Source organism: Streptomyces sp. NPDC038213, assembly GCF_055600495.1.
In genome coordinates, this window is record NZ_JBVJYM010000042.1 from 16,051 (window position 1) to 37,122 (window position 21,072).

Sequence of the window (21,072 nt, forward strand, 5' to 3'; positions counted from 1 at the left end):
ACGCACACGTACGCACAGGAGCAGTCGGATGATCAAGTGGAACGGTGACCAGCAGGCCCTCCGCGAAGGCCTCGGCCCCTACCTCGACGAGCTCAGCGCCGGCCACGTCGAGGACGACGCGGCGGCTTCCTTCCCCAAGGGGAAGTGGGAGCTCCTCGCCGCCACCGGGATCCTCGGACTGCCCTTCGACGAGGAGTACGGCGGCCTGGGCCAGGACCTCCTGACGACGATGTACGTGCTCGAGGGCCTCGGCGAGGGGTGCCGCGACGCGGGACTCAACTTCTCCGCGTGCACCCAGCTCGTCAGCACGGGGGTACCGCTCCAGCGCTTCGGCCCACCGGGGCTCAAGGAGCGGTACCTGCCCCGCATCGCCTCGGGCGAACTGATCACCGCGCACGCCATCAGCGAGCCCGACAGCGGCTCCGACGCCCTGGCCATGCGCACCCGGGCCCGCCGCGACGGGGACGGCTGGGTCCTCAGCGGCAGCAAGACCTTCGTCAGCAACGGGCCCGTCGCCGGCCTGTTCACCGTGTACGCCCGCACCAGCGACCGCCCCGGCCCGCTCGGCTACACCGCCTTCCTCGTGGAGCGCGACACCCCCGGACTGTCCTTCGGCGCCCCCGTCCCCAAGATGGGTCTGCGCACCTCGCCGCTGTGCGAGCTGTTCCTCGACGGGGTGCGCGTCCCCGCGGAGCGGGTGCTCGGCCGCGTCGGCGGCGGCTACCTGGTCATGGAGTACGTGATGCGCTGGGAGATCCTGCTCTCCTTCGTGGTCAACGCGGGCGAGATGCGCAGCCGGCTCGACCGCTGCATCGCGTACGCCTCGGAGCGCACCCAGTTCGGCCGGCCCATCGGGTCCAACCAGGCCGTCTCCCACAAGATCGTGGACATGCGCATCGGCCTGGAGAGCTCCCGCGCCCTGCTCTACGGCACCGCCGAGAAGATGGCGGCGGGCGAGACCGTCACCGAGGACATCGCCATCGCCAAGATCGTCACCAGTGAGGCCAACGTCGCCTCCGCGCTGGCCGCCGTCCAGATCTTCGGCGGCAACGGCTACATGGCCGAGTACGGCATCGAGAAGGAGCTGCGCAACTCCGTCGCCGGAACCATCTACTCGGGGACCTCCGAGATCCAGCGCAACCGCATCGCCTCGATGCTCGGCCTCTGACCGGGCCGCACCCCCACCGAAGCCGACAGGAACCCCCCGCATGGACCCGCACGACCTGCGCCCCACCGAATTCCTCGACCACGAGTCCCCGGAGGTCCGCGCGTTCGTCCGCGGGGCCCTGCCCTCCGGCGACCCCACCCCGCGCGAGGCCGCCACCGCCCTCTACTACGCCGTGCGCGACGGCATCCGCTACGAGGTCTACGGCGCGGACCTGTCCCGCCGCGGACTGCGCGCCAGCCAGGTGCTGCGCACCGGATCCGGCATGTGCCTGCACAAGTCGGTGCTGTACGCCGCCTCGCTGCGCTCCCTGGGCATCCCGGCCCGGCTCGTCCTCACGGACGTCCGCAACCACCTCGCCTCCGAGAAGCTCAAGCAGCTCCTCGGCGGGGACGTGTTCACCCACCACGGGCTGACCTCCGTCCAGCTGGACGGGCGCTGGGTGAAGGCCACCCCGGTCTTCAACAAGAAGCTGTGCCGGCTCTACCGGATGGCGCCGCTGGAGTTCGACGGCACCGCGGACAGCCTCCACCACCCCTTCGACGAGCAGGGCCGCCGCCAGATGGAGTTCCTGCGCGTCCACGGGGAGTTCGACGACCTGCCCTACGAGCGGGTGCTGGCCGACCTGCGCGCCGCGCACCCCGGGCTCTTCGCGGACCCCGCCGCCGCCTCCTTCGCCGCGGGCTCGCTGGTCGCGGACGCGGCCGCCGGCACGGACGCGGCCGCGCGGGCCGCCGTACCGCAGGCGGTGGCCGGGTAGTGGGCGTGCTCGTGAAGTTCTGCGGGGCCGTCACCGAGGGCGAGGGCGCGGCCGCGGCCGCCGCCGGGGCCGATCTGCTCGGGCTCTGGTACGCCGTGCCCGGCGGCTCCGCCGAGCTGCCCGCGGGGCGGCTGGCCCAGCTGTCCGCCGCCGTGCGCACCGCGTCCGGCGGCCGCACCGAGCCCGTGCTCGTCACCTTCTCGAACGACGCCGGGGACCTGCTGCGCACGATGGACGCGGGCGGGGTCCGCTGGGTGCAGCTGCACGGCTTCCAGCCGCCGTCCGTGGTGCGCAGGCTCCGCCGCTCCGGGCCGGCGGGGCTGCGGATCGTCAAGGTGCTGCACGTGGACGCCGAGGGCCGGTGCCTGGAGTCGGCCCTGGTGCGCGGCTACGAGAAGGCGGGCGCGGACCTCTTCCTCTTCGACGCCGTCGGCCCCGGCGGCCGGCTGGGCAGCACCGCCCGCACCCTGGACCCGGCCGCCGTCACCGCGCTGGCCGACCGTACGGAACTGCCCTTCCTGCTGGCCGGCGGGCTGGCCGCGGACAACCGCGGGGCCTTCGACGAGGTCGTCGCCCACCCGCGGTTCCTCGGCATCGACGTGGACACGGCCGCCCGGGGCGCCGCCGGGCTCATCGAGGCCGCACCGGCCGCGGCCGTCGCCGCCGCCTGGCGGCGGGACGGGGCGGGCCGGGCCGCGGACACCGCGCCGGACCGGGCGGGGGAGGCGGCGTGAGCGCCTTCACCGAAGCCCTGGCCGGGGCGCGGCTGCCGCTGGTCATGGAGGTCAAGTGCCGCAGCGCCGAGGGGGAGGACCTGCTCGGCGGCCGCCCGGTCGCGGAGGTGGTCGCCGCCTACGAGGCCGCGGGCGCGCCCTGCATCTCCGTGGTCACGGGCCGCTGGTTCGGGGGCACCGAGGCGCTGCTCGCCGAGGTGGCCGCGCTGACCCGGCTGCCGCTGCTGCGCAAGGACTTCGTCACCAGCCGCGGCCAGCTGCGCCGCTCCGCCGAACTGGGCGCCTCCGCGGTGCTGCTGACGGCCCGGCTGCTCTCGGCGGACGTGCTGGAGCGGCTGACCGGGCAGGCCCTGGACCTGGGGCTGACCCCGTTCGTGGAGGTGGCCGACGCGGCCGAGGCCGCGGCCGTGCGGTACGGCGACCGGTGCGTGGTGGCCGTGAACAACAAGGACATCGCGACCCGGGAGCGGGGGGCGGGCGACCTGTCCCGCAGTACGGGCCTGCTGGACGCCGTACGCGCCACGGGCACCCGGTACCCGGTCAGCGCGAGCGGCATCGGGAGCCCCGGAGCCGCCGCCGCACTCGTCGACGGCGGCTTCGCCGGGCTGCTCGTCGGCACCGGGCTGCTGCGGGCCGCGAGTCCGGCGCAGTGGTGCGCGGACTTCGAGGCGGCCCGGCGCCCGGTGCCGGCGGGCGGCTGATCCGGACCGGCCGCGGGGGTGTGACCGGCCCGGAGTTCGGGGGTGCCCCCGGGCGGGGGCACCGGATCGGCGGGGAGCCGAAGGGAGCGGCTCAGCCGCGGGCGGCAGCCGCCGCCTTGCGGCGGGCCGCCGGGGAGTTGCGCTTGCCGCGGGCCGTACGGCCCCACGGCTTGTAGACGGAGACCACGGCGGCGACGGTGAGGATCACGAACAGGCCGGGCACGCTCCACAGCAGGAACTCGGCGGGCCAGCCGGGGTCGGCGGCCGCGACCTTCGCGTTCGCCGTGTTCTCGGTGGCCTTCATGACGATCGGGTGGATGACGAACCACGCGAAGAAGGTCATGAACAGGGTGATGACCCACTTCACGATGATCCAGAAGTGCAGCATGAACCCCCAGGCCGTGCCCCAGGACAGCAGGATGCCGCTGAGGGCGGCCGAGATGCTGAAGACCGTGACGCTGGTGTCGTCGAAGACGTACATGGCCTTGTAGACGCCCTTGGCGACGGCCGGGTCGTCCGTGGTGTAGCCCATGACGGCCAGGACGACCATGCCCAGGGAGAGCCCGACCCAGCCGACCGAGGTCACGACGTGCACCGCGAGCGTCAGCTTGCGGGCACGGCGGCTGAGTTCGAACTTCTTCCGGGTCTTCTCGGTCCGGTCCTTCGCCTGCTTCCCTCTCGCGGTGGGGGCCGGTGCGGCAGTGGTCTCCGACGGGCGTTCAAGGGACGGTGCGGACAAGTTCATGCCTCCTGCGGACTGGGGGGATCATCGGCGAGGGCATAGACCCGTAAACTCTGTATGCCGTAAGGTGAAACTCCGTACAGAGTACAGAGCTAATGCCGCCGATGCGAAGGGGTTGTCAAGGGAATGGCCAAAAATGACGGTCGGACGGATGCGAAGGCCGATCCCGGACGGACCCTCGCCCTGCTCTGGAGGGACCACCAGGGACCCGCCCGGACCGCCCGGGGACCCAAGCAGGGACTGACCATTGACCAGATCGTGGACACCGCGATCCGGGTGGCGGACGAAGAGGGCCTCAGCGCCCTGTCCATGCGCAAAGTGGCCGAACCGCTGGGGGTCTCCACGATGTCGCTCTACACCTACGTCGCCGGCCGTGCCGAGCTCGTGAACTGCATGTTCGACAAGGTCCTCGCCGAATCACCGTCGCTCGAAGGGGTCGAGGGAGGCTGGAGGGGGGCCCTGGAGCTGTACGCCCGCGGGGCCTTCGACATCGCCCGCCGCCACCCCTGGGTGCCGCCCCTCGTCTCCTCCCGGATGCTGATGGGCCCCCACGAGACCGCCGTCTGGGACGGGGTGCTGCGGGCCGTCTCGGAGACCGGGCTCGACGAGCGGGACATGCTCGCCGTGGTCAACCTCGTCAACGGCTACGTCCGCGGGGCCACCCTGGTCGAGTCCGACGCCGGGCAGGACGAGCGCCGCACCGGGCTGAGCCACCAGGAGTGGTACGAGCGCACCGGCCCCGAGCTGGAGCGCCTCATCCCCTTCACCCGCTACCCCGCGCTCACGCGGGTGTGGATGTCCGGGGTCTTCGAGGAGCCCGGCTCCGGCTTCGGCGCCGACGGGGGCTTCGCCTTCGGGCTCCAGCGCGTGCTCGACGGGATCCAGACCTACGTCGAGGGGCGGCCGGCCGCCCGCTGAAACCGGTCCACCGGCTCTCCGGGAGCCCTCCAGGCACGCCGCCGACGCTGACACCACAACTGGCCGAGAAGTCTCATCTGGCTGAGACCGAGCGTGACGAGGGTGGAGCAGGCGTGACAGTTCTGGTGACAGGTGCGACGGGATCCGTAGGACGCCACGTGGTGGCGCAGCTGGTGACCGCGGGGGTGCCCGTACGGGCCCTGACCCGCGACCCGCAGAAGGCCGGCCTGCCCCCGCAGGTGGAGGTCTTCGCCGGGGACCTGACGCAGCCGCAGACCGTCGTCGACGCCCTGCGCGGCGTGGAGAAGCTCTACCTCTTCCCGGTCCCCGAGACCGCCCGGGAGGTCGTCGCCGCGGCCAAGGAGGCCGGCGTGCGCCGCATCGTGGTGCTGTCGTCCTCCTCCGTGCTCGACGAGTCCGGCACCAACCACAGCGGTGAGCACCACCGCACCGTGGAGAAGGCCGTCGAGGAGTCCGGCATCGAGTGGACCTTCGTCCGCGCCGACGAGTTCGCCACCAACGTCCTGTGGAAGTGGAGCTACTCCATCCAGAGCGAGGGCGTCGTCCGCGCCCCCTACGGCAACGCCCCGCGCGTCCTGATCCACGAGAAGGACGTCGCCGCCGTCGCCGCCACCGCCCTCCTCGAGGACGGCCACGGCGGTCAGGCGTACGTCCTCACCGGCCCCGAGGCCATCACCCAGGCCGACCAGGTCAAGGCCATCGCCGCCGCCACCGGCCGGGAGATCCCCTTCGAGGAGATCACCCCCGACCAGGCCCGCGAGCAGATGGGCCACTTCATGCCGGCCCCCGTGGTCGAGATGGTCCTCGGCTACCTCGCCGACGCCGTCGAGAACCCGCCGGTGCCCGTGGACACCGTCGAGAAGGTCACCGGCCGCCCCGCCCTGACCTTCGCGCAGTGGGCCGCCGACCACGCCGCCGCCTTCGCGCCGCAGGCCGAACGGGCCGCGGCATGACCGTCACCACGGGCAGCGCCGCGCAGACCGGCACCCCCGCCCCCGCCCCCGCCAACCCGTCGGTCACCATGACCGGCAGCGGCGAGCCCGAGCAGCGCATCGAGCTCACCGACGCCGGCCGGCCCACCGCGGGCCGCGGCAAGGTCGTCGTCGAGGTCGAGGCCGCCGGCGTCTCCTTCGCCGAGGTGCAGATGCTCCAGCACCTGCACCCCTTCCCGCCCCGCTTCCCCTTCGTCCCCGGCTACGACCTCGTCGGCCGCGTGACGGAGGTCGGCGAGGGGGTCACGGACTGGCAGCCCGGCGACCGCGTCGCCGCCATGCCGCGCTACGGCACCTGGCAGCGCTACGTCGAGGTCCCCGCCAAGACCCTCGCCGCGGTCCCCGCGGCCCTGGACGCGGCCGAGGCCGTCTCCCTGGTCACCAACGGGGTCACCGCCTGGCAGATGGTCCACCGCCTCGCCGGCGCCCGGCCCGGCGACACCGTGCTCGTGCACGGGGCCAGCGGCGGCGTGGGCACCCTGCTCACCCAGATCGCCGTCCACAGCGGACTGCGCGTCATCGGCACCGCCTCCCCGGCCAAGCACGAGGCCGTACGGGCCCTGGGCGCCGAGCCGCTCGACTACCGCACCCCGGACCTGCCGTCGGCCGTCCGCGCGCTCGCCCCCGAGGGCGTCGCCGCCGTGTTCGACCACATCGGCGGCAAGGGCCTCGACGACGGCTGGGCCATGCTCGCCCCCGGCGGCACCCTCGTGTCCTTCGACTCCTCCGTCGCCGGATACCGGCCCGGCCAGTGGTTCCGCCCGCACGTCCCGGCCCTGCGCCGGACCCTCACCCACGCACTCGCCCGTCTCTTCGGCCGCACCGGCGGCCGGCGGATGAAGATGTACTACGTCAAGCCCGGCAAGGACTTCAACGCCGACCTCGGAGCGATGTACGAGCTGCTGGCCCAGGGCGTGCTGCGCCCCGAGATCGCCGGCCGCCTCCCGCTCGGCGAGTCCGCCGCGGCCCTGCGCGCCCTCCTCGACGGCCGCGCGGTCGGCAAGTACGTCCTCGTCCCCTGAAAGGAAACGCCATGACCGCCACGCTCACCGAGACCCCCGCCGCCGGGCTGACGATCCAGGAGCGCAACAAGCAGATCGCGCTCGACTGCGCCGCCGCCTGGAACCGCTGGGAGCTGGACGGCATCCTCACCCACTGGCACCCGGAGATCCGCCACTTCTCCGAGGACCGCCAGGTCGACACCGAGCAGATGATCGGCGCGATGAAGGGCGGCCTCGCGGCCTTCCCCGACCTGCACCTCGACGTCAAGAGCGCCGTCTCCGAGGGTGACACCGTCATCCTGCGCATCACCGTGACCGCCACCCACCTCGGCGAGTTCATGGGCAAGGCGCCGACCGGCAAGAAGGTCACCTGGTGGATGCTCGAGGAGCTCCGCTTCGACGCCGACGGCAAGATCATCGAGCATTACGACGTGTTCAACTACATCCCGATGCTGAAGGAGCTGGGCTTCATCCCGGCGGACGGCCAGTGACCTCCACGCCCGGAGCCGTGGTCGCCGAGGTGGCCGACGGGGTCCACGCGTACGTCCAGCCCGAGGGCGGCTGGTGCCTGAACAACGCGGGCATCATCGCCGACGGCGGGCACAGTGCGCTCGTGGACACCGCGGCCACCGAGGCCCGCGCCCGGCAGCTGCGCGAGGCGGCCCTGCGGATCTCCCCGCGGCCGCCGCGCGCGGTGGTCAACACCCACTTCCACGGGGACCACACCTTCGGCAACTTCGTCTTCCCCGAGGCCCTCACCATCGGCCACGAGCAGACCCGCACCCTGGTCGAGGCGGCCGGACTGCACCTGACCGGCCTGTGGCCCGACGTCTGCTGGGGCGATATCGAGATCACGCCCCCGGAGCTCACCTTCCGCGACCGCACCACCCTGCACGTGGGCGGCATCCGCGCCGAGCTGATCCACATCGGCCCCGCCGCGCACACCACCAACGACACCGTGGTCTGGCTGCCCGAACAGGGCGTGCTCTTCACCGGCGACCTGGTGATGAACGGCGCCACGCCCTTCTGCGTGATGGGCTCGGTGGCCGGCTCCCTGCGCGCCCTGGACCGGCTGCGCGCCCTCCGCGCCACCGTCGTCGTACCCGGGCACGGCCCGGTGGGCGGCCCGGAGCTCCTCGACGCCAACGAGTCCTACCTGCGCTGGATCCAGCAGCTCGCCAAGGAGGGCGTCGCCGCCGGGCTGAGCCCCCTGGACCTGGCCCGCGAGGCCGACCTCGGCCCGTACGCGGACCTCCTCGACTCCGAGCGCATCGTCCCGAACCTGCACCGCGGCTACGCCGAGGAGCACGGCCTCCCCGAGGGCTCGCCCCTCGACATCGGCGCCCTGTTCGACGAGATGATCGTCCACCACGGCCGCCACCCCGTCTCCCTCGCCTGAGCGCGGGCCGCAGCAGCAGCAACAGCGGGAAGGGCCGGGCACCACCCCCGAGGGGATGGCGCCCGGCCCTTCTTCCGTGCCTCCGTACGCGGGATCAGGCCTCGATGCCCTTGAGGAAGGCCTCGAAGGACTTCAGGCCCGGGTGCACCGCGCGCAGGGCGGTGATGTCCGCCTGGTAGCCGTGGTCCTGGAACCACTCGAACATCAGGGCGATCTCGGGTGCGTTCGGGATGTACGGGTTGCCGGCCACCGCGTCGAGGGGGACCTCCTCGAAGCGGGCGGGCTTGCCCGTACGCGCCGCGAAGGCCCCCGCGACCTCCGCGGCCGTCAGCTCGTCGCCCGCGATCTCCACCTGCCGGCCGAGGTACTCGGCGGGCTTGTCGAAGGCCTCGGCGGCGAACCAGCCGATGTCCTCGACGGCGATGAACTGCACCAGCGTGTCCGGCTTCAGGCCGAGCTGGACCACGAGGGTGCCCTCGACCTCCTGCGGGCCGTGCGCGGCGAAGTTGTCCATGAAGAACGTCGGCCGCAGCACCGTGTTCGGCACCCCGAGCTCGTCGAGGTAGCGCTCGATGTGCCGCTTCGAGTCGAAGTGCGGCACGCCGCTGTGGCGCTCCGCCCCGCCCACCGAGCTGTACACCACGTGCGCCACACCCGTGTCGCGGGCCGCGCGGGCCACCGCGCGGCCCTGGCGGACCTCGCCGCCCAGACCCGCCGGGGTCATGAAGTTCTGCACGCTGAAGACGCCGTGCACGCCCGCCATGGCGGCGCGCAGCGAGGCCTCGTCGTTCAGGTCGCCCTGCACCAGGGTGATGCCGAGCTCCGCCAGCGCCTGCGCCGCCGGCGCCTGCGGGTCGCGGACCAGGGCCCGCACCTCGCGGCCCCCGCGGGCGGCCAGCTCACGGGCGGTCGCGCCGCCCTGGGCGCCGGTGGCGCCGATGACCAGGACCGGGCCGGACTTCGGGTTCTCTACGGACATGCGGGCCTCCTCAGCCGAACAGCGGCGCGTTGGCCGCTGCCCACTCGCGGTACGGGCGCGGCTCGCGACCGGTCAGGTCGCGGACCACGGGGCTGACCTTCGACCAGGGCACCTCGGGGCTGTGCAGCGCGGCCACGTTCGTCACCGCGGCCTCGCGGTCGCCCGTGATGCCGGCGAAGACCTCGACGACCTCGGCCTGGGGGGCCACGGAGAACTCCAGCTCGCGGCCGATGGCCGCGCCCAGGATCCGCGCCTGCTCCTCGGAGGTCAGCACCTCCGGACCGGTCAGGAGGTACGTCTTGCCCGCGTGCCCGTCCTGGGTCAGCACCGCGACGGCGGCCGACGAGATGTCGTACTCGTCGATCGGCGCACCGGGGTTGTTGCCGATCCAGTCGCGGACCCGGCCCTCCTCGCGGACGGTCTTGATCCACCACGAGGTGTTCGCGTGGAACGGCCCGGGACGCAGGAACGTCCACTCGGCGTCCACCCCGCGGATCGCCTCCTCGGCGGCGCGGTGCTCGTCCGCGATGCCGTGGGGCAGCGGGTGCTCGACACCTGCCGAGGACAGGAAGACGATCCGGCCCAGGCCCGCCTCGGCGGCCGCGGCGGCGAACGTGCGGGCCTCGCCCGCGACATCGCCGGACAGCACCACCAGCGCGGCGTCGACGCCCTTGAGCGCCACCGCCAGCGAGTCCGCGTCGCCGGGGCTGCCCGCCACGACCTCCACGGACTCCGGCAGGCCGGCCTCCTCGGGCTTGCGGCTCAGGGCGCGCACGTCGCGCCCCAGGGCCACCAGCTGCTCGACGGCCTCGCGGCCGACCTTGCCCGTAGCTCCGGTCACCAGGATCACGGTCACGGCCTCCAGCCCTCGGGCGTCGGCCACGGGGAGCCGAGCTGACGGTAGGTGCCCTGGTAGTCGGGCCAGTCGCGGTGGTCGCGGATCTTGCCGTCGACGAGGCGGATCAGGTGGATCTGCTCGCCGGAGAACTCGCGGCCGGTGGCCGGCATGCCGACCAGCTCGCCGACGTGGCGGCCGTACAGCACCAGGTTGGCGCGCACCCACTCGCCGTTCTCCTCCAGGGAGACCTCGACCAGGCGGGCCTCCTCGGAGAAGGTCATCTTCAGCCACTTGACCGCCATCGCGAAGGAGTCGGGACCGCGCAGGTCCATGTGCTCCATCGTCGCGGGGTTGAGGTACTCGGGGTGGATGTACTCCGCGACGTCCTCCGTGTTACCGGTGTTGTACGCCTCGATCATTCGGCGCACAGTCTCAAATTGACTGCTCATCCCATTCCCTCCACGGGGTCTTCCGGCGCGTCGCCCCGGACGTCCCGGCCATCCTGGGCGGCCGCCTTTCCCCCGGGCAAGGCCGAAAACCGATCCCCGAACGGAGCCCGAAGTTCCCGCTAACCGACCGCGACCGGACGTCCATCGACGCTCCAGCGGACCACCGGGCGCTGCGCCGACGATGGGATCCGGATGCTCGTCCCGAGCTCCGGACTACCAGGGAGCTGACTTGAGTACCGACACCGCAACCGCGACGTACAAGACCAAGGTCACCGCCGCCTTCAACGGGGCCGCGGCCACGTACGACCGGCTGGACGTGGAGTTCTTCACCCCGATGGGCAGCCGCCTCGTCGAACTGGCCGGCCCCCGCAGGGGCGAGCGCGTCCTCGACGTCGGCTGCGGACTCGGCGCCACCCTGCTGCCCGCCGCCCGCCTCATCGGCGGGGAGGGCAGCGCCCTCGGCATCGACATCGCCGAGGCGATGATCGAGGAGGCCGGCAAGGAGGCCGCCCGCCAGGGCATCGCCAACGTGGACCTCAAGGTCATGGACGGCGAGCACCCCGACCTGCCGGCCCGCTCCTTCGACCTGGTCCTCGGCAGCTACAGCGTGATCTTCCTGCCGGACGCCCGCGCGGCCCTCGCCCGCTACGCCGACCTCCTCGTCGACGGCGGCCGCATCGGCTTCACCAGCCCGGTGTTCACCCGCGACACCTTCCCCTTCCTGCCGCCGCTGTTCACCGAGCTCATCCCGATGTCGCTGCTGGAGCACCTGCCCGAGGCCTGGCACCCGGAGAACCTCCAGAAGCAGCTGCACTCCTGGCTGGAGGACCCGGCGGACCTCACCGCCGCCCTGGAGAAGGCCGGCTTCACCGACGTGCAGATCACCGACGAGCCGGTCATCCAGACCGCCCCCTCGGGCGAGGCCTGGGTCGACTGGTCGCACACCCAGGGCATGCGCCTGCTGTGGCAGCACCTGCCCCAGGACGAGGCCGCCGCCCTGCGCGAGCGCATCGTCACCGCCCTGGACGCGCTGCGCACCGACGGCGGCCGGGTCCGCTTCGAGGTGCCGGTCCGCTACGTCACCGCCACCGTCGCCCGCTGAACCCGCCGCCGGCCGCTCCGGCGGCCGGCCCGGCGCGGCGCCCGCACCCGCCCGCCCGCACGTGCCGCCACCGCAACGCGCAGGGCCCGCCGGATCTCCCCGGCGGGCCCTGCGCACTGCTGCGCGCCTCAGGTGACGGACAGCGCACCGTCCACGGCGAACACGGTCCCGTTGGCGTACGCCGCCTCCGGGCGCGTCAGCTGGACGATCCACCAGGCGATGTCCTCCGGCCGGCCGACCCGGCCCGAGGGGATGCGCCCCGCCATCTGCGCGAGGAAGCCGTCGTAGGCCTCCTGCGGCATGCCGGCCCGCACGCCGACACCCGTGTCCACCACGCCCGGCGCGATGCCCACCGAGCGGATGCCGCGCGGCGCGAGCTCCACGGCCCAGGTGCGCGTCAGGAAGTCCATGGCCACCTTCGCCATGCCGTACACCGAGTTCTCCGGCCAGGCACGGCGGCCCAGCGAACCCGCCGAGCTCACGTTCACCACGACCCCGCCCGAGGCCTCCAGGGCGTCCAGCGCGCGCTGCGCCAGGAAGACCGGGGCGATCAGGTTGGTGCCGAGCTGGGCGGCCACGGAGTCCCGGTCGAGCCCGTCCAGGGCGACGAACCCGGTCACGGCCGCGTTGTTCACGAGGACGTCGAGCCGCCCGAACTCCCGCAGCGCCGTCTCGACGACCAGGTCCGGCGCACCCGGATCGGAGATGTCGGCGGCCAGGATCCGGATGCGGTCCCCGTACCCGTCGGCGGTCTCCTTGAGGGTCCCCTCGCTGCGCCCGACGACGAGCACGTGCGCGCCCGAGTCGGCGAACGCACGGGCGGTCGCCGCACCGATCCCCGTACCGCCGCCGGTGACGACGACGGCCTTCTCCACCGCTTCCACCGTCTCCTCCACGGAATCCGTCACCGGGGCCTCAGAAGCAGACGGCGGTGTTGATGCCGCGGATGACGGCCTGCTCGGCCTCGGGACCGAAGTCCTTGTCGCCGATCGTGAACGACAGCTGCACGCGGGCGTTCAGGTCGCGCGTGGTGGCCGCGAGGGTGGCGTAGCCGGGGATGCCGGCGCCGTGGCCCCACAGGTCCAGGTCGTCGTCGTTCTCCAGCTTCATGATGCCGAGGCCGTAGCCGATGCCCATCGGCAGGTTCTCGATCATCTCGGGCGGCAGCGGGGTGGTCATCTCCTTGAACTGCGCCTCGTTCAGCAGCTTTCCGCTGAACAGGCCGGCGAAGAAGGTGTCCAGGTCCTTCGTGGTCGAGATGATCTCGCCCGCACAACCCGCCTCGGACGGGTTCATGAGCGTGACGTCGACCGGCTCGCCGCCGATCTGCATGTAGCCGCGGGCGTGCGGCTCCGGGATGTTCGGGTCGTCGCCCGGCAGCACCGTCTCGGTGAGCGACAGCGGCTCGAGCACGCGCTCGGTGATCTCCTCGCGGTACGAGCGGCCGGTGACCAGCTGGATGAGGAGGCCGATGATGAAGTAGTTCGTGTTGCAGTACGCGAACTTCGTGCCCGGCTCGAACTCCAGCGGCTTGGCGGCCGCGATGGCGATCAGGTCGGTGGGCTCGTAGTGCTTGTAGCGGTCGCGCAGGAAGCGGTCGCCCGGCTTCTGGAACGAGTCCATGTAGTTGTACAGACCGCTGGTGTGCTGCATGAGGTTGCGGATCGTGATCTTCTCGCCGTACGGCAGCAGGCCCGGCAGGTAGCTCTCCACCGTGCGGTCCAGGTCGATCTTGCCCTCGGCGACCAGCTGCAGCACCACGACCGCGACGAACGGCTTGGTGATGCAGGAGATCCGGAAGCGCCCGTCCGCGGGGACCGGGCGGTCCGTGCCCAGCTCGGCGATGCCGGACGTCACCACGAAGGACTCCTCACCCCGCGTGACCCGGAACTGGACGCCGCCGGCACCGAGCTCGACGAGCCGGTCCGCGGCGCCCTGCACGGCCGTCTGAAGGGCCGAGACCTCCGGCCGGGCGATCGTCGTCTGGGTCATATCGGGAAACCCCCATGGGTTGCAGTCGGTTCTTGTACGCGGTCGGTCTTGTACGGGGAGCGTTGCCGCCCGCGATAGCGGCGCGGCCGGGAGCCGGTGGAGCGCAGCTCGACGCCGCTCAGGCCAGGTCGTCGCGGGTCACCCGGCGGGTCGCGACCTGGAGGGCGCCGTCCTCGCGCACGAGCACGTCCTCGCAGACGCACACCCGGTGCACCCGGGAGTCCTTGCCGACCGTCGAGGCGTACACGATGGCGTAGGAGCGCACGTGCACCGTGCCGTCCTCCTGCGGGCGCACGTCGAGCATCCCGATGAAGTGGCGGTGGCGCTCGCCGGACTCCTCCAGCTGGGCGTGGCTGCGCGAGGTCGCGGCGACCAGGCCCGTACGGCCGCGCACCGGCTCGGGCAGCGTCGGCACGTCGAAGGTGGCGTCCTCGGTGAAGGTCTGCGCCCACTCCTGCGGCCGGTTCAGGTCGAGCAGCTGCATCTGGCGGGAGTAGAACTGCTGCACCTCGGCGTACAGGACGGCGCTCTCCGCGGGGGAGAACCGGGCGGTGGGGGTCTCGGCCAGGATGGTCACGGGGTCTCCGATCTTCGTGTTGCGGCCACTGTCCGCACCTCCCATCGAGCCCCCTTCGAAGATTCCTCAAGCCCGGCCGCCGACGATGGGCAGCGCCCCCGGCGAGCGGGGGCCGAGACCGCCGAGGGGGAACAGAGCCGTGCCGACACTCGCCTATCCGGAACTGCCGCTGGACGGGCTGCTGCGCAGGGCCGCCGAACGTGCTCCGCACGCCCCCGCCCTGCGCGACGGCAGCGGCACGACCACCTTCGCGGAACTCGACGCCCGCGCCGACCGCATCGCCGGCTTCCTGGAGCGCTCGGTGGGCCGCACGGGGGCCCGGATCGGGGTGGCGAACACCCTCGACGCGTCCTTCGCCGCCGCCTACTACGGCACCGTCCGCAGCGGGAACACCGTCGTCCTGCTCAACCCGCTGGTCAAAGAGGCCGGGCTGGCCCACGTGATGGCCACCGCCGGGGTCGAGCTGGCCTTCGTGCCCACCCGCACCGCCGAGCTGCTGTGCAAGATGTCCGACCGGCTGCCCCGCCTGGGCCTGGTCGTGGCCACCGACGCCGAGGACGGCATCGTCCCCGGTGACGCCGTCCCCCTGGACCTCGTACTCGACGCCGTGGCCACCGCCGTGCCCGACCCGCAGCAGGCCGGACCGCGCACCCCCGCGGACCTCGACTCCGACGCCTGCATCCAGTTCACGACCGGTACGACCGGCAAGCCCAGGGGCGTCCGCCTCACCCACCGCAACCTGGTCGCCAACGCCGCCCAGACCGCCGCGGCCCACGGGCTCGACGAGGACTCCGTCACCGTCAACCACCTGCCGCTCTACCACGTCATGCACCTCAACTCGGCCGTGTACGCGGGGGCCTTCCAGGTGCTGTGCCCCCACCCGGACCCGGTCGCCTCCCTGGCCCTCGCCGAGGAGGTCGCAGCCACCCACTACTACGGGCTCCCCGCCCGCCTGCACGCCCTGGCCGCCGACCCCCGGCTGCACCACGAGACCCTGGCCGGCGTCCCCGCCCACCCCGCCCTGCGGGCCGTGCTCTCCGGCGGCACCGCCCTGAACCCGGACGCCGCCCAGGTCCTGCGCGAGCGGCTCGGCGTCCCCGTGGTCCAGGGCTACGGCATGGCCGAGCTCTCCCCCCTCACGCACTCCCAGGACCCCCGCGACCCGCGCCCCGGCTCCGTCGGCAGCCCCGTGCCCGGCACCGGCTGCCGGGTGGTCGACCCGGAGACCCGGCGCCCGCTCGGCCCCGGCTCCGTCGGCGAGGTGCAGGTGCGCGGCCCCCAGCTGATGGCCGGCTACCTCGGCGAGAGCGGCCACCCGGCCGGAGCCGACGGCTGGTTCTCCACCTCCGACATCGGCCGCGTGGACGCCGACGGGGTCCTCTACCTCGTCGACCGGCTCGGCGACGTCTTCAAGTACGACAACGAACTCGTCTCGCCCACCGCCGTCGAACGCGTCCTCGGCGCCGACCCGCGCGTCGCCGAGTGCATCGTGGTCGGCTGGCCCGACCCCGTGCACGGCGCCGCCGCCTGGGCCGGGGTCGTCCTGCGCGACACCGGCGGTGCGGAGCCCGGCGACGTGCTCGCCGAGGTCACCGCCCGCGCCAACGAGCGCCTCGCCGACTTCGAGCGGATCCGCCGCGCCGAACTCCTCGACGCCGTCCCGCGCACCCCGGTCGGCAAACCGGCCCGCGGCGCCCTGCGCCAGAGCATCCGCACCCGCGCCGCCGCCGAAGCCGCCGAGGGCCGCGCCCCCGCCCCCTCCGCCCCCGTCCCGCCTTCCACAGGAGCAGCCACCATGGTCACCTTCGTCAACAAGCTCAGCGTCCACGGCGACATCACCGAGTTCCTCGCCGCCAAGGCCCGCGTCACCGCCTACATGAGCGCCCAGCCCGGCTACGTCAGCCACCAGACCCTGCGCCTGGTCGGCGCCCCCAACGTGTTCGTCGAGCTCGCCGTCTGGGAGGACGCCGCCGCCCACCGCGCCGCCGTCACCAGCGAGGGCTTCCAGAAGCTCGTCAAGGGCCTCGCCGCGCTCGCCACCCCCGAGCCGGGCCTGTACGAGACCGTCGCCGACGAGGCCGCCGCCGGCCAGGCCCCCGCCGCCGTCGCCGCCTGACGGCCGCCTCCACCCGCCGTCCGCCGGATATCGAGCGGCGGGGGACACGGTCGGAACACCAACTGCGCTCTGGAGGAATGAACGATGACGACGGCACCGACGAAGCCGGTGGCCCTGATCACCGGTGCGACCAGCGGCATCGGCCTGGCCGTGGCCCGCGACCTGGGCAGCCGCGGGCACCGGGTGTTCATCTGCGCCCGCACGCCCGAGAAGGTCGCCGAGACGGTGGCGGAGCTGCGCGCCGAAGGCATCGAGGCCGACGGCCGGGCCGCCGACGTCCGCGACCGCGAGTCGGTGACCTCCCTGGTCGCGGCCGCCGTCGCCGCCTTCGGCCCGATCAGCGTCCTGGTCAACAACGCCGGCCGCAGCGGCGGCGGGGTCACCGCCGACATCGACGACGACACCTGGTACGACGTCATCAACACCAACCTCAACAGCGTCTTCCTGCTGACCCGCGAGGTCCTCAAGAAGGGCGGCCTGGAGGGCGCCGGCTACGGGCGGATCATCAACATCGCCTCCACGGCCGGCAAGCAGGGCGTCGTCCTCGGCGCCCCGTACTCCGCCTCCAAGCACGGGGTCGTCGGCTTCACCAAGGCCCTCGGCAACGAGCTCGCCCCCACCGGCATCACCGTCAACGCGGTCTGCCCCGGGTACGTCGAGACCCCCATGGCCCAGCGCGTGCGCGCCGGCTACGCCGCCGCCTACGACACCACCGAGGACGCGGTCATGCAGAAGTTCACCGCGAAGATCCCCCTCGGCCGCTACGCCACCCCCGAGGAGGTCGCGGGCCTCGTCGGCTACCTGACCACCGACCACGCGGCCTCCATCACCTCCCAGGCGCTCAACGTCTGCGGCGGCCTCGGCAACTTCTGAGCACCAACCCAGCGACCTAGGGAGAAGAGAGACTCCGATGGCGAACCAGCAGGTGCACCGGACGGTGCACGAGGTGGAGACCGACGCCCCGGCCGACGTGGTGTACGGCTTCATCGCGGACACCTCCACCTGGCCCCTGTACTTCCCGCCCAACGTGCACGTCGAGCAGCTGGAGCGGGACGGGAACACCGAGCGGCTGCGCATGTGGGCCACGGCCAACGGCCAGGTCAAGTCCTGGACCTCGCGCCGCGTCCTCGACCCGGAGCAGCGCCGCATCGAGTTCCGCCAGGAGGTCTCCGCGGCCCCCGTGGAGTCCATGGGCGGCACCTGGATCGTCGAGGACCTCGGCGGGGAGCGCTCGAAGCTGACCCTGCTGCACGACTTCACCGTCGCGGGCGACCGGGCCGAGGACGTCGAGTGGGTCGAGCGCGCCACCGACACCAACAGCCGCGCCGAGCTGGAGAACCTGCGCAAGCTGGCCGCCGGCTGGCGCGGACTTGACGAACTCGTCCTCGACTTCGAGGACTCCGTCCACATCGACGCACCGGCCGAGCTCGTCTACGAGTTCCTCTACCGCGTGCAGGACTGGCCCGAGCGCGTCGCGCACGTCGACCGCCTCGACCTGACCGAGGACGAGCCGGGCGTCCAGGTCATGGCCATGGACACCCGCACCGCCGACGGCTCCGTGCACACCACCGAGTCCGTCCGCGTCTGCTTCCCCGACGACCTGCGGATCGTCTACAAGCAGACCGCCACCCCCGCCCTGATGGCGGCGCACACCGGCCGCTGGACGATCGTGCCGGCCGAGGGCGGCGGGGTCACCGCCACCTCCCAACACGGCGTCGTCTTGCGGGAGGAGCCCATTCAGAAGATCCTCGGCGAGGACGCCGACACCGCTCGGGCACGCACGTACGTACGGGAGGCACTCGGCCGCAACAGCACCGCCACCCTCAAGCTCGCCAAGCAGTTCGCGGAGAGCGCCGTCCCCGCTCTCTGACCCGCACCACCCAGGAGCATGCATATGCGAATGTCCTCACCCACCGCCTCTCGGGTGCATTCCCAGCTCACGCTGGAGGAGGTCACCAAGCGGTACGACGACCACGTCGTACTCGACCGGGTGTCCCTCACCGTCAAACCCGGTGAGAAGGCCGGCATCATCGGTGACAACGGCTCCGGCAAATCCACCCTGCTCCGGCTGATCGCCGGGGCCGAGGCGGCGGACAACGGGGAGGTGACGGTCACCGCCCCGGGCGGCACCGGCTACCTGCCGCAGCGCCTCGACATGCCGGAAGGCGCCACCGTCCGGGACGTGCTGGACCGCGCCTTCGCGGACCTGCGCGAGCTGGAGAAGCGCCTCCACGAGGTCGAAGACGCGCTGGTGGACGACGATCCGCAGCTCCTGGCCGAGTACGGGGACCTGCTCGCCGCTTTCGAGGACCGCGGCGGCTACGAGGCCGACGCCCGGGCGGACGCGGCCCTGCACGGGCTCGGCCTGCCCGGACTCGACCGCGAGCGCCCCGTCGACACCCTCTCCGGCGGCGAGCGCTCCCGGCTCGCCCTGGCCGCCACCCTGGCCGCCGCCCCCGAGCTGCTCCTCCTCGACGAGCCCACCAACGACCTGGACGACCAGGCCGTCGACTGGCTGGAGAAGCGGCTCCAGGACCACCGCGGCACCGTCGTGGTCATCACCCACGACCGCGCCTTCCTGGAGGCCGTCACCTCCGCCATCCTGGAGGTCGACCCCGACCGCAAGACGGTCAACCGGTACGGCAACGGCTACCAGGGCTACCTGACCGCCAAGGCCGCCGCCCGCGCCCGCTGGGAGCGGGAGTACGAGGAGCACATCGCCGAGATCGAGCGGCAGGAGACCCTCGCCGCCAACGCGGGCCGGATGCTGGCGACCATCGCCAAGAAGGGCCCCTGGGCCTTCAGCGGCTCGGAGCACCACCGGGCCCGCTCCTCCTCGTCCTCCACGTCGAGCAAGGCCCGCAACGCCAACGAGCGCCTCAGCCGGCTGCACGCCGACCCGGTGCCCCGGCCCCCGGACCCGCTGCGCTTCACCGCCGCCATCACCGTCGGCGACGAGGCCGCACCGGTCCCCGAGGGCCCGATCACCGAGGCGTCCGGGCTGCGCGTGGACGGCCGCCTCAGCCTGGACTCCCTGTCCCTCGCCCACGGTGAGCGGCTGCTGATCACCGGCCCCAACGGGGCGGGCAAGAGCACCCTCCTGCGGGTGCTCGCCGGCGACCTGGAGCCCGACGCGGGCACCGTGCGGCGCGCCGAGCGGATCGGCTGGCTGCGCCAGGACGAGCTGCCCAAGCACCCGAAGCGCTCGGTCCTGGCCGAGTTCGCCGAGGGCCGCCCCGGCCACGCCGACGAGTACACCGAGCAGCTGCTGTCCCTGGGCCTGTTCCGGGAGTCGGAGCTCGAACTGCCCGTCGGCTCGCTGTCCGTGGGCCAGCGCCGCCGCATCGACCTGGCCCGCCTGGTCACCCGGCCCGTCGACCTGCTGCTGCTCGACGAGCCCACCAACCACCTGTCCCCGCTGCTCGTCGAGGAGCTGGAGCAGGCCCTGACCGACTACACCGGGACCGTCGTCATCGTCACCCACGACCGCCGGATGCGCCGCGCCTTCGTCGGCTCCCACCTGGAGATGGGCCCGGAGGCCCCCGTCACCGGCTGACGCGCACCGCCGCCGCGCGGATCCCGTCCAGCAGCCCGGCCTGCCGCCGCGACTCCTCACCGAGGAGCGGCAGGGCGGGCTGCTGCGCGTCCGGATCGCGCACGGCCGCCGCGAAGAAGCGCAGGACGGCCTCGAAGTGGTCCTCGGCCGGCACCCGCAGCTCGGAGGAGTCCAGCCCCACGGTCAGCCGGATCACCGGCTCGTGGTCCGGCGCGGTCGTGTACACGTGGTCCACGGACAGGGTCCCGGCGCTGCCCTGGATCTCGTACCAGGACCGGTAGTGGTGCTCCATGCCGAAGCGGATCTGCGCGGTGGCCCCCTGCGGGGCGGACAGCAGCACGGACCCCGACAGGTCCACGCCGCCGTGCTCCGGGCTCGTGTGCAGGACGGCCCCGGCCACGGTCAGCCCGCAGCCGAGGAAGCGCAGGGCGGCCCGCAGCGGGTAGACCCCGTTGTCGAGCAGGGCCCCGCCGCCGACCTGCGGGTCGAGGCGGGTGTCGCCGGCCGGGCGGGGCGGGATCGTGAAGGCCGCGGAGACGTTGCGGACCGTGCCGAGCACCCCGCCCTCCAGCAGGGCGGAGACCTGCCGGTGGGCGCCGTGGTGGAGGAACATGAAGTTCTCCAGCAGGACGAGTCCCCGCTCGCGCGCCAGCGCGTACAGGGCCTGCGCATCCGCGCCGTTCGTCGCCAGGGGCTTCTCCACCAGCACGTGCTTGCCGGCCCGCAGCGCCCGCGCGGCCCACTCCGCGTGCAGCATCGTGGGCAGGCACAGGTACACGGCCTCCACGTCCGGGCGGGCGAGCAGCTCCTCGTACGAGGGCGCGGCGGTGCCCCCGAACCGGTCCGCGAACGCCGCGGCCCGCGCGGGGTCCCGCGCGGCCGCGGCGGCCAGTTCCGCACCGGGGGTGCGCAGCAGCGCGGGCAGGGTGCGGCGCGCGGCGATGTCGCCGCAGCCGAGGAGGCCGAAGCGCAGGGGAGCGGGCATGAGGTCCTCGGTGTCGGGGGCGGTGCGGGGCGGTGCGGGGCGTGC

Annotated in this window: 22 protein-coding genes; 14 read left to right on the forward strand and 8 right to left on the reverse strand. The window is 73.1% G+C overall.

All coding sequences use genetic code 11. The features are described from left to right. Positions 1-28: 28 nt before the first annotated feature. The 4 genes from ACZ7JZ_RS33535 to ACZ7JZ_RS33550 are packed head-to-tail and all read left to right on the forward strand — an operon-like array spanning position 29 to position 3,360. Positions 29-1,168 carry an acyl-CoA dehydrogenase family protein gene (locus ACZ7JZ_RS33535; RefSeq protein WP_470946271.1) on the forward strand — a complete coding sequence of 380 codons (1,140 nt, stop codon included), beginning with the start codon at positions 29-31 and terminating at the stop codon, positions 1,166-1,168. Positions 1,169-1,208: 40 nt separating this feature from the next. Next, complete coding sequence (locus ACZ7JZ_RS33540; protein WP_470946273.1) at positions 1,209-1,925, forward strand: transglutaminase-like domain-containing protein; 717 nt, start codon at positions 1,209-1,211, stop codon at positions 1,923-1,925. Continuing rightward, positions 1,925-2,659, forward strand: coding sequence for a phosphoribosylanthranilate isomerase (gene trpF, locus ACZ7JZ_RS33545; RefSeq protein ID WP_470946276.1), 735 nt, complete (start codon positions 1,925-1,927; stop codon positions 2,657-2,659). Before ACZ7JZ_RS33540 ends, trpF begins: the two co-directional genes overlap by 1 nt. Further along, on the forward strand, positions 2,656-3,360 hold the full coding sequence (locus tag ACZ7JZ_RS33550) for a beta/alpha barrel domain-containing protein (RefSeq protein ID WP_470946278.1): 705 nt from the start codon (positions 2,656-2,658) through the stop codon (positions 3,358-3,360). The genes trpF and ACZ7JZ_RS33550 overlap by 4 nt, the downstream gene beginning before the upstream one ends. A 91-nt stretch (positions 3,361-3,451) precedes the next feature. On the opposite strand, the gene ACZ7JZ_RS33555 is transcribed toward ACZ7JZ_RS33550, so the two are convergent. Further along, positions 3,452-4,105 (reverse strand): DUF2269 family protein, encoded by a 654-nt coding sequence (locus ACZ7JZ_RS33555; RefSeq protein WP_470946279.1) that lies wholly within the window; start codon positions 4,103-4,105, stop codon positions 3,452-3,454. Between the two features lie 123 nt (positions 4,106-4,228). On the opposite strand from ACZ7JZ_RS33555, the gene ACZ7JZ_RS33560 reads away from it, so the two are divergent. From ACZ7JZ_RS33560 to ACZ7JZ_RS33580, 5 genes are all read left to right on the forward strand, one after another. Continuing rightward, positions 4,229-5,020, forward strand: coding sequence for a TetR/AcrR family transcriptional regulator (locus ACZ7JZ_RS33560; RefSeq protein WP_470946281.1), 792 nt, complete (start codon positions 4,229-4,231; stop codon positions 5,018-5,020). Positions 5,021-5,133: 113 nt separating this feature from the next. Next, entirely contained in the window at positions 5,134-5,994 is an 861-nt protein-coding gene (locus tag ACZ7JZ_RS33565; protein ID WP_470946284.1) for an NAD(P)H-binding protein, read from the forward strand. Then, on the forward strand, positions 5,991-7,055 hold the full coding sequence (locus ACZ7JZ_RS33570; RefSeq protein ID WP_470946286.1) for a zinc-binding dehydrogenase: 1,065 nt from the start codon (positions 5,991-5,993) through the stop codon (positions 7,053-7,055). Before ACZ7JZ_RS33565 ends, ACZ7JZ_RS33570 begins: the two co-directional genes overlap by 4 nt. An 11-nt stretch (positions 7,056-7,066) precedes the next feature. Then, complete coding sequence (locus tag ACZ7JZ_RS33575) at positions 7,067-7,525, forward strand: ester cyclase (RefSeq protein ID WP_470946287.1); 459 nt, start codon at positions 7,067-7,069, stop codon at positions 7,523-7,525. Continuing rightward, a complete protein-coding gene (locus ACZ7JZ_RS33580; protein ID WP_470946289.1) occupies positions 7,522-8,433 on the forward strand; it encodes an MBL fold metallo-hydrolase in 912 nt (303 codons plus the stop codon). The genes ACZ7JZ_RS33575 and ACZ7JZ_RS33580 overlap by 4 nt, the downstream gene beginning before the upstream one ends. Positions 8,434-8,527: 94 nt before the next feature. Here the strand turns inward: ACZ7JZ_RS33580 and ACZ7JZ_RS33585 are convergent, their stop codons facing one another. Genes ACZ7JZ_RS33585 through ACZ7JZ_RS33595 form a run of 3 tightly spaced genes read right to left on the reverse strand, consistent with a single transcriptional unit; the run spans position 8,528 to position 10,669 of the window. After that, a complete protein-coding gene (locus ACZ7JZ_RS33585; RefSeq protein ID WP_470946291.1) occupies positions 8,528-9,412 on the reverse strand; it encodes an NmrA/HSCARG family protein in 885 nt (294 codons plus the stop codon). Positions 9,413-9,422: 10 nt separating this feature from the next. Beyond that, positions 9,423-10,295: an NAD(P)H-binding protein gene (locus ACZ7JZ_RS33590; RefSeq protein WP_470946293.1), complete on the reverse strand. Its 873-nt coding sequence runs from the start codon at positions 10,293-10,295 to the stop codon at positions 9,423-9,425. Next, positions 10,265-10,669: a SnoaL/DnrD family polyketide biosynthesis methyl ester cyclase gene (locus ACZ7JZ_RS33595; RefSeq protein ID WP_470946294.1), complete on the reverse strand. Its 405-nt coding sequence runs from the start codon at positions 10,667-10,669 to the stop codon at positions 10,265-10,267. The genes ACZ7JZ_RS33590 and ACZ7JZ_RS33595 overlap by 31 nt, the downstream gene beginning before the upstream one ends. 259 nt (positions 10,670-10,928) lie before the next feature. Between ACZ7JZ_RS33595 and ACZ7JZ_RS33600 the strand changes: the two genes are divergently transcribed. Next, on the forward strand, positions 10,929-11,801 hold the full coding sequence (locus tag ACZ7JZ_RS33600) for a class I SAM-dependent methyltransferase (protein ID WP_470946296.1): 873 nt from the start codon (positions 10,929-10,931) through the stop codon (positions 11,799-11,801). Between the two features lie 128 nt (positions 11,802-11,929). Here the strand turns inward: ACZ7JZ_RS33600 and ACZ7JZ_RS33605 are convergent, their stop codons facing one another. From ACZ7JZ_RS33605 to ACZ7JZ_RS33615, 3 genes are all read right to left on the reverse strand, one after another. Beyond that, complete coding sequence (locus ACZ7JZ_RS33605) at positions 11,930-12,709, reverse strand: SDR family NAD(P)-dependent oxidoreductase (protein ID WP_470946298.1); 780 nt, start codon at positions 12,707-12,709, stop codon at positions 11,930-11,932. Between the two features lie 7 nt (positions 12,710-12,716). Further along, complete coding sequence (locus ACZ7JZ_RS33610; RefSeq protein WP_470946300.1) at positions 12,717-13,793, reverse strand: serine hydrolase domain-containing protein; 1,077 nt, start codon at positions 13,791-13,793, stop codon at positions 12,717-12,719. Positions 13,794-13,911: 118 nt separating this feature from the next. After that, entirely contained in the window at positions 13,912-14,370 is a 459-nt protein-coding gene (locus ACZ7JZ_RS33615) for a nuclear transport factor 2 family protein (RefSeq protein ID WP_470946301.1), read from the reverse strand. A gap of 139 nt (positions 14,371-14,509) precedes the next feature. Between ACZ7JZ_RS33615 and ACZ7JZ_RS33620 the strand changes: the two genes are divergently transcribed. From ACZ7JZ_RS33620 to abc-f, 4 genes are all read left to right on the forward strand, one after another. Beyond that, positions 14,510-16,486, forward strand: a complete 1,977-nt coding sequence (locus tag ACZ7JZ_RS33620; protein WP_470946304.1) for an AMP-binding protein — start codon at positions 14,510-14,512, stop codon at positions 16,484-16,486. Positions 16,487-16,570: 84 nt separating this feature from the next. Then, positions 16,571-17,359 carry a 3-oxoacyl-ACP reductase FabG gene (gene fabG, locus ACZ7JZ_RS33625; protein ID WP_470946305.1) on the forward strand — a complete coding sequence of 263 codons (789 nt, stop codon included), beginning with the start codon at positions 16,571-16,573 and terminating at the stop codon, positions 17,357-17,359. Between the two features lie 37 nt (positions 17,360-17,396). Beyond that, positions 17,397-18,356, forward strand: a complete 960-nt coding sequence (locus ACZ7JZ_RS33630) for an aromatase/cyclase (protein WP_470946308.1) — start codon at positions 17,397-17,399, stop codon at positions 18,354-18,356. A 30-nt stretch (positions 18,357-18,386) separates the two neighbouring features. Next, positions 18,387-20,042 (forward strand): ribosomal protection-like ABC-F family protein, encoded by a 1,656-nt coding sequence (gene abc-f, locus ACZ7JZ_RS33635; RefSeq protein ID WP_470946311.1) that lies wholly within the window; start codon positions 18,387-18,389, stop codon positions 20,040-20,042. On the opposite strand, the gene ACZ7JZ_RS33640 is transcribed toward abc-f, so the two are convergent. Further along, the gene (locus tag ACZ7JZ_RS33640; protein WP_470946313.1) at positions 20,032-21,027 is read right to left on the reverse strand and encodes a Gfo/Idh/MocA family protein; all 996 of its coding nucleotides are present in this window, start codon (positions 21,025-21,027) and stop codon (positions 20,032-20,034) included. The genes abc-f and ACZ7JZ_RS33640 overlap by 11 nt on opposite strands. Positions 21,028-21,072: the final 45 nt, after the last annotated feature.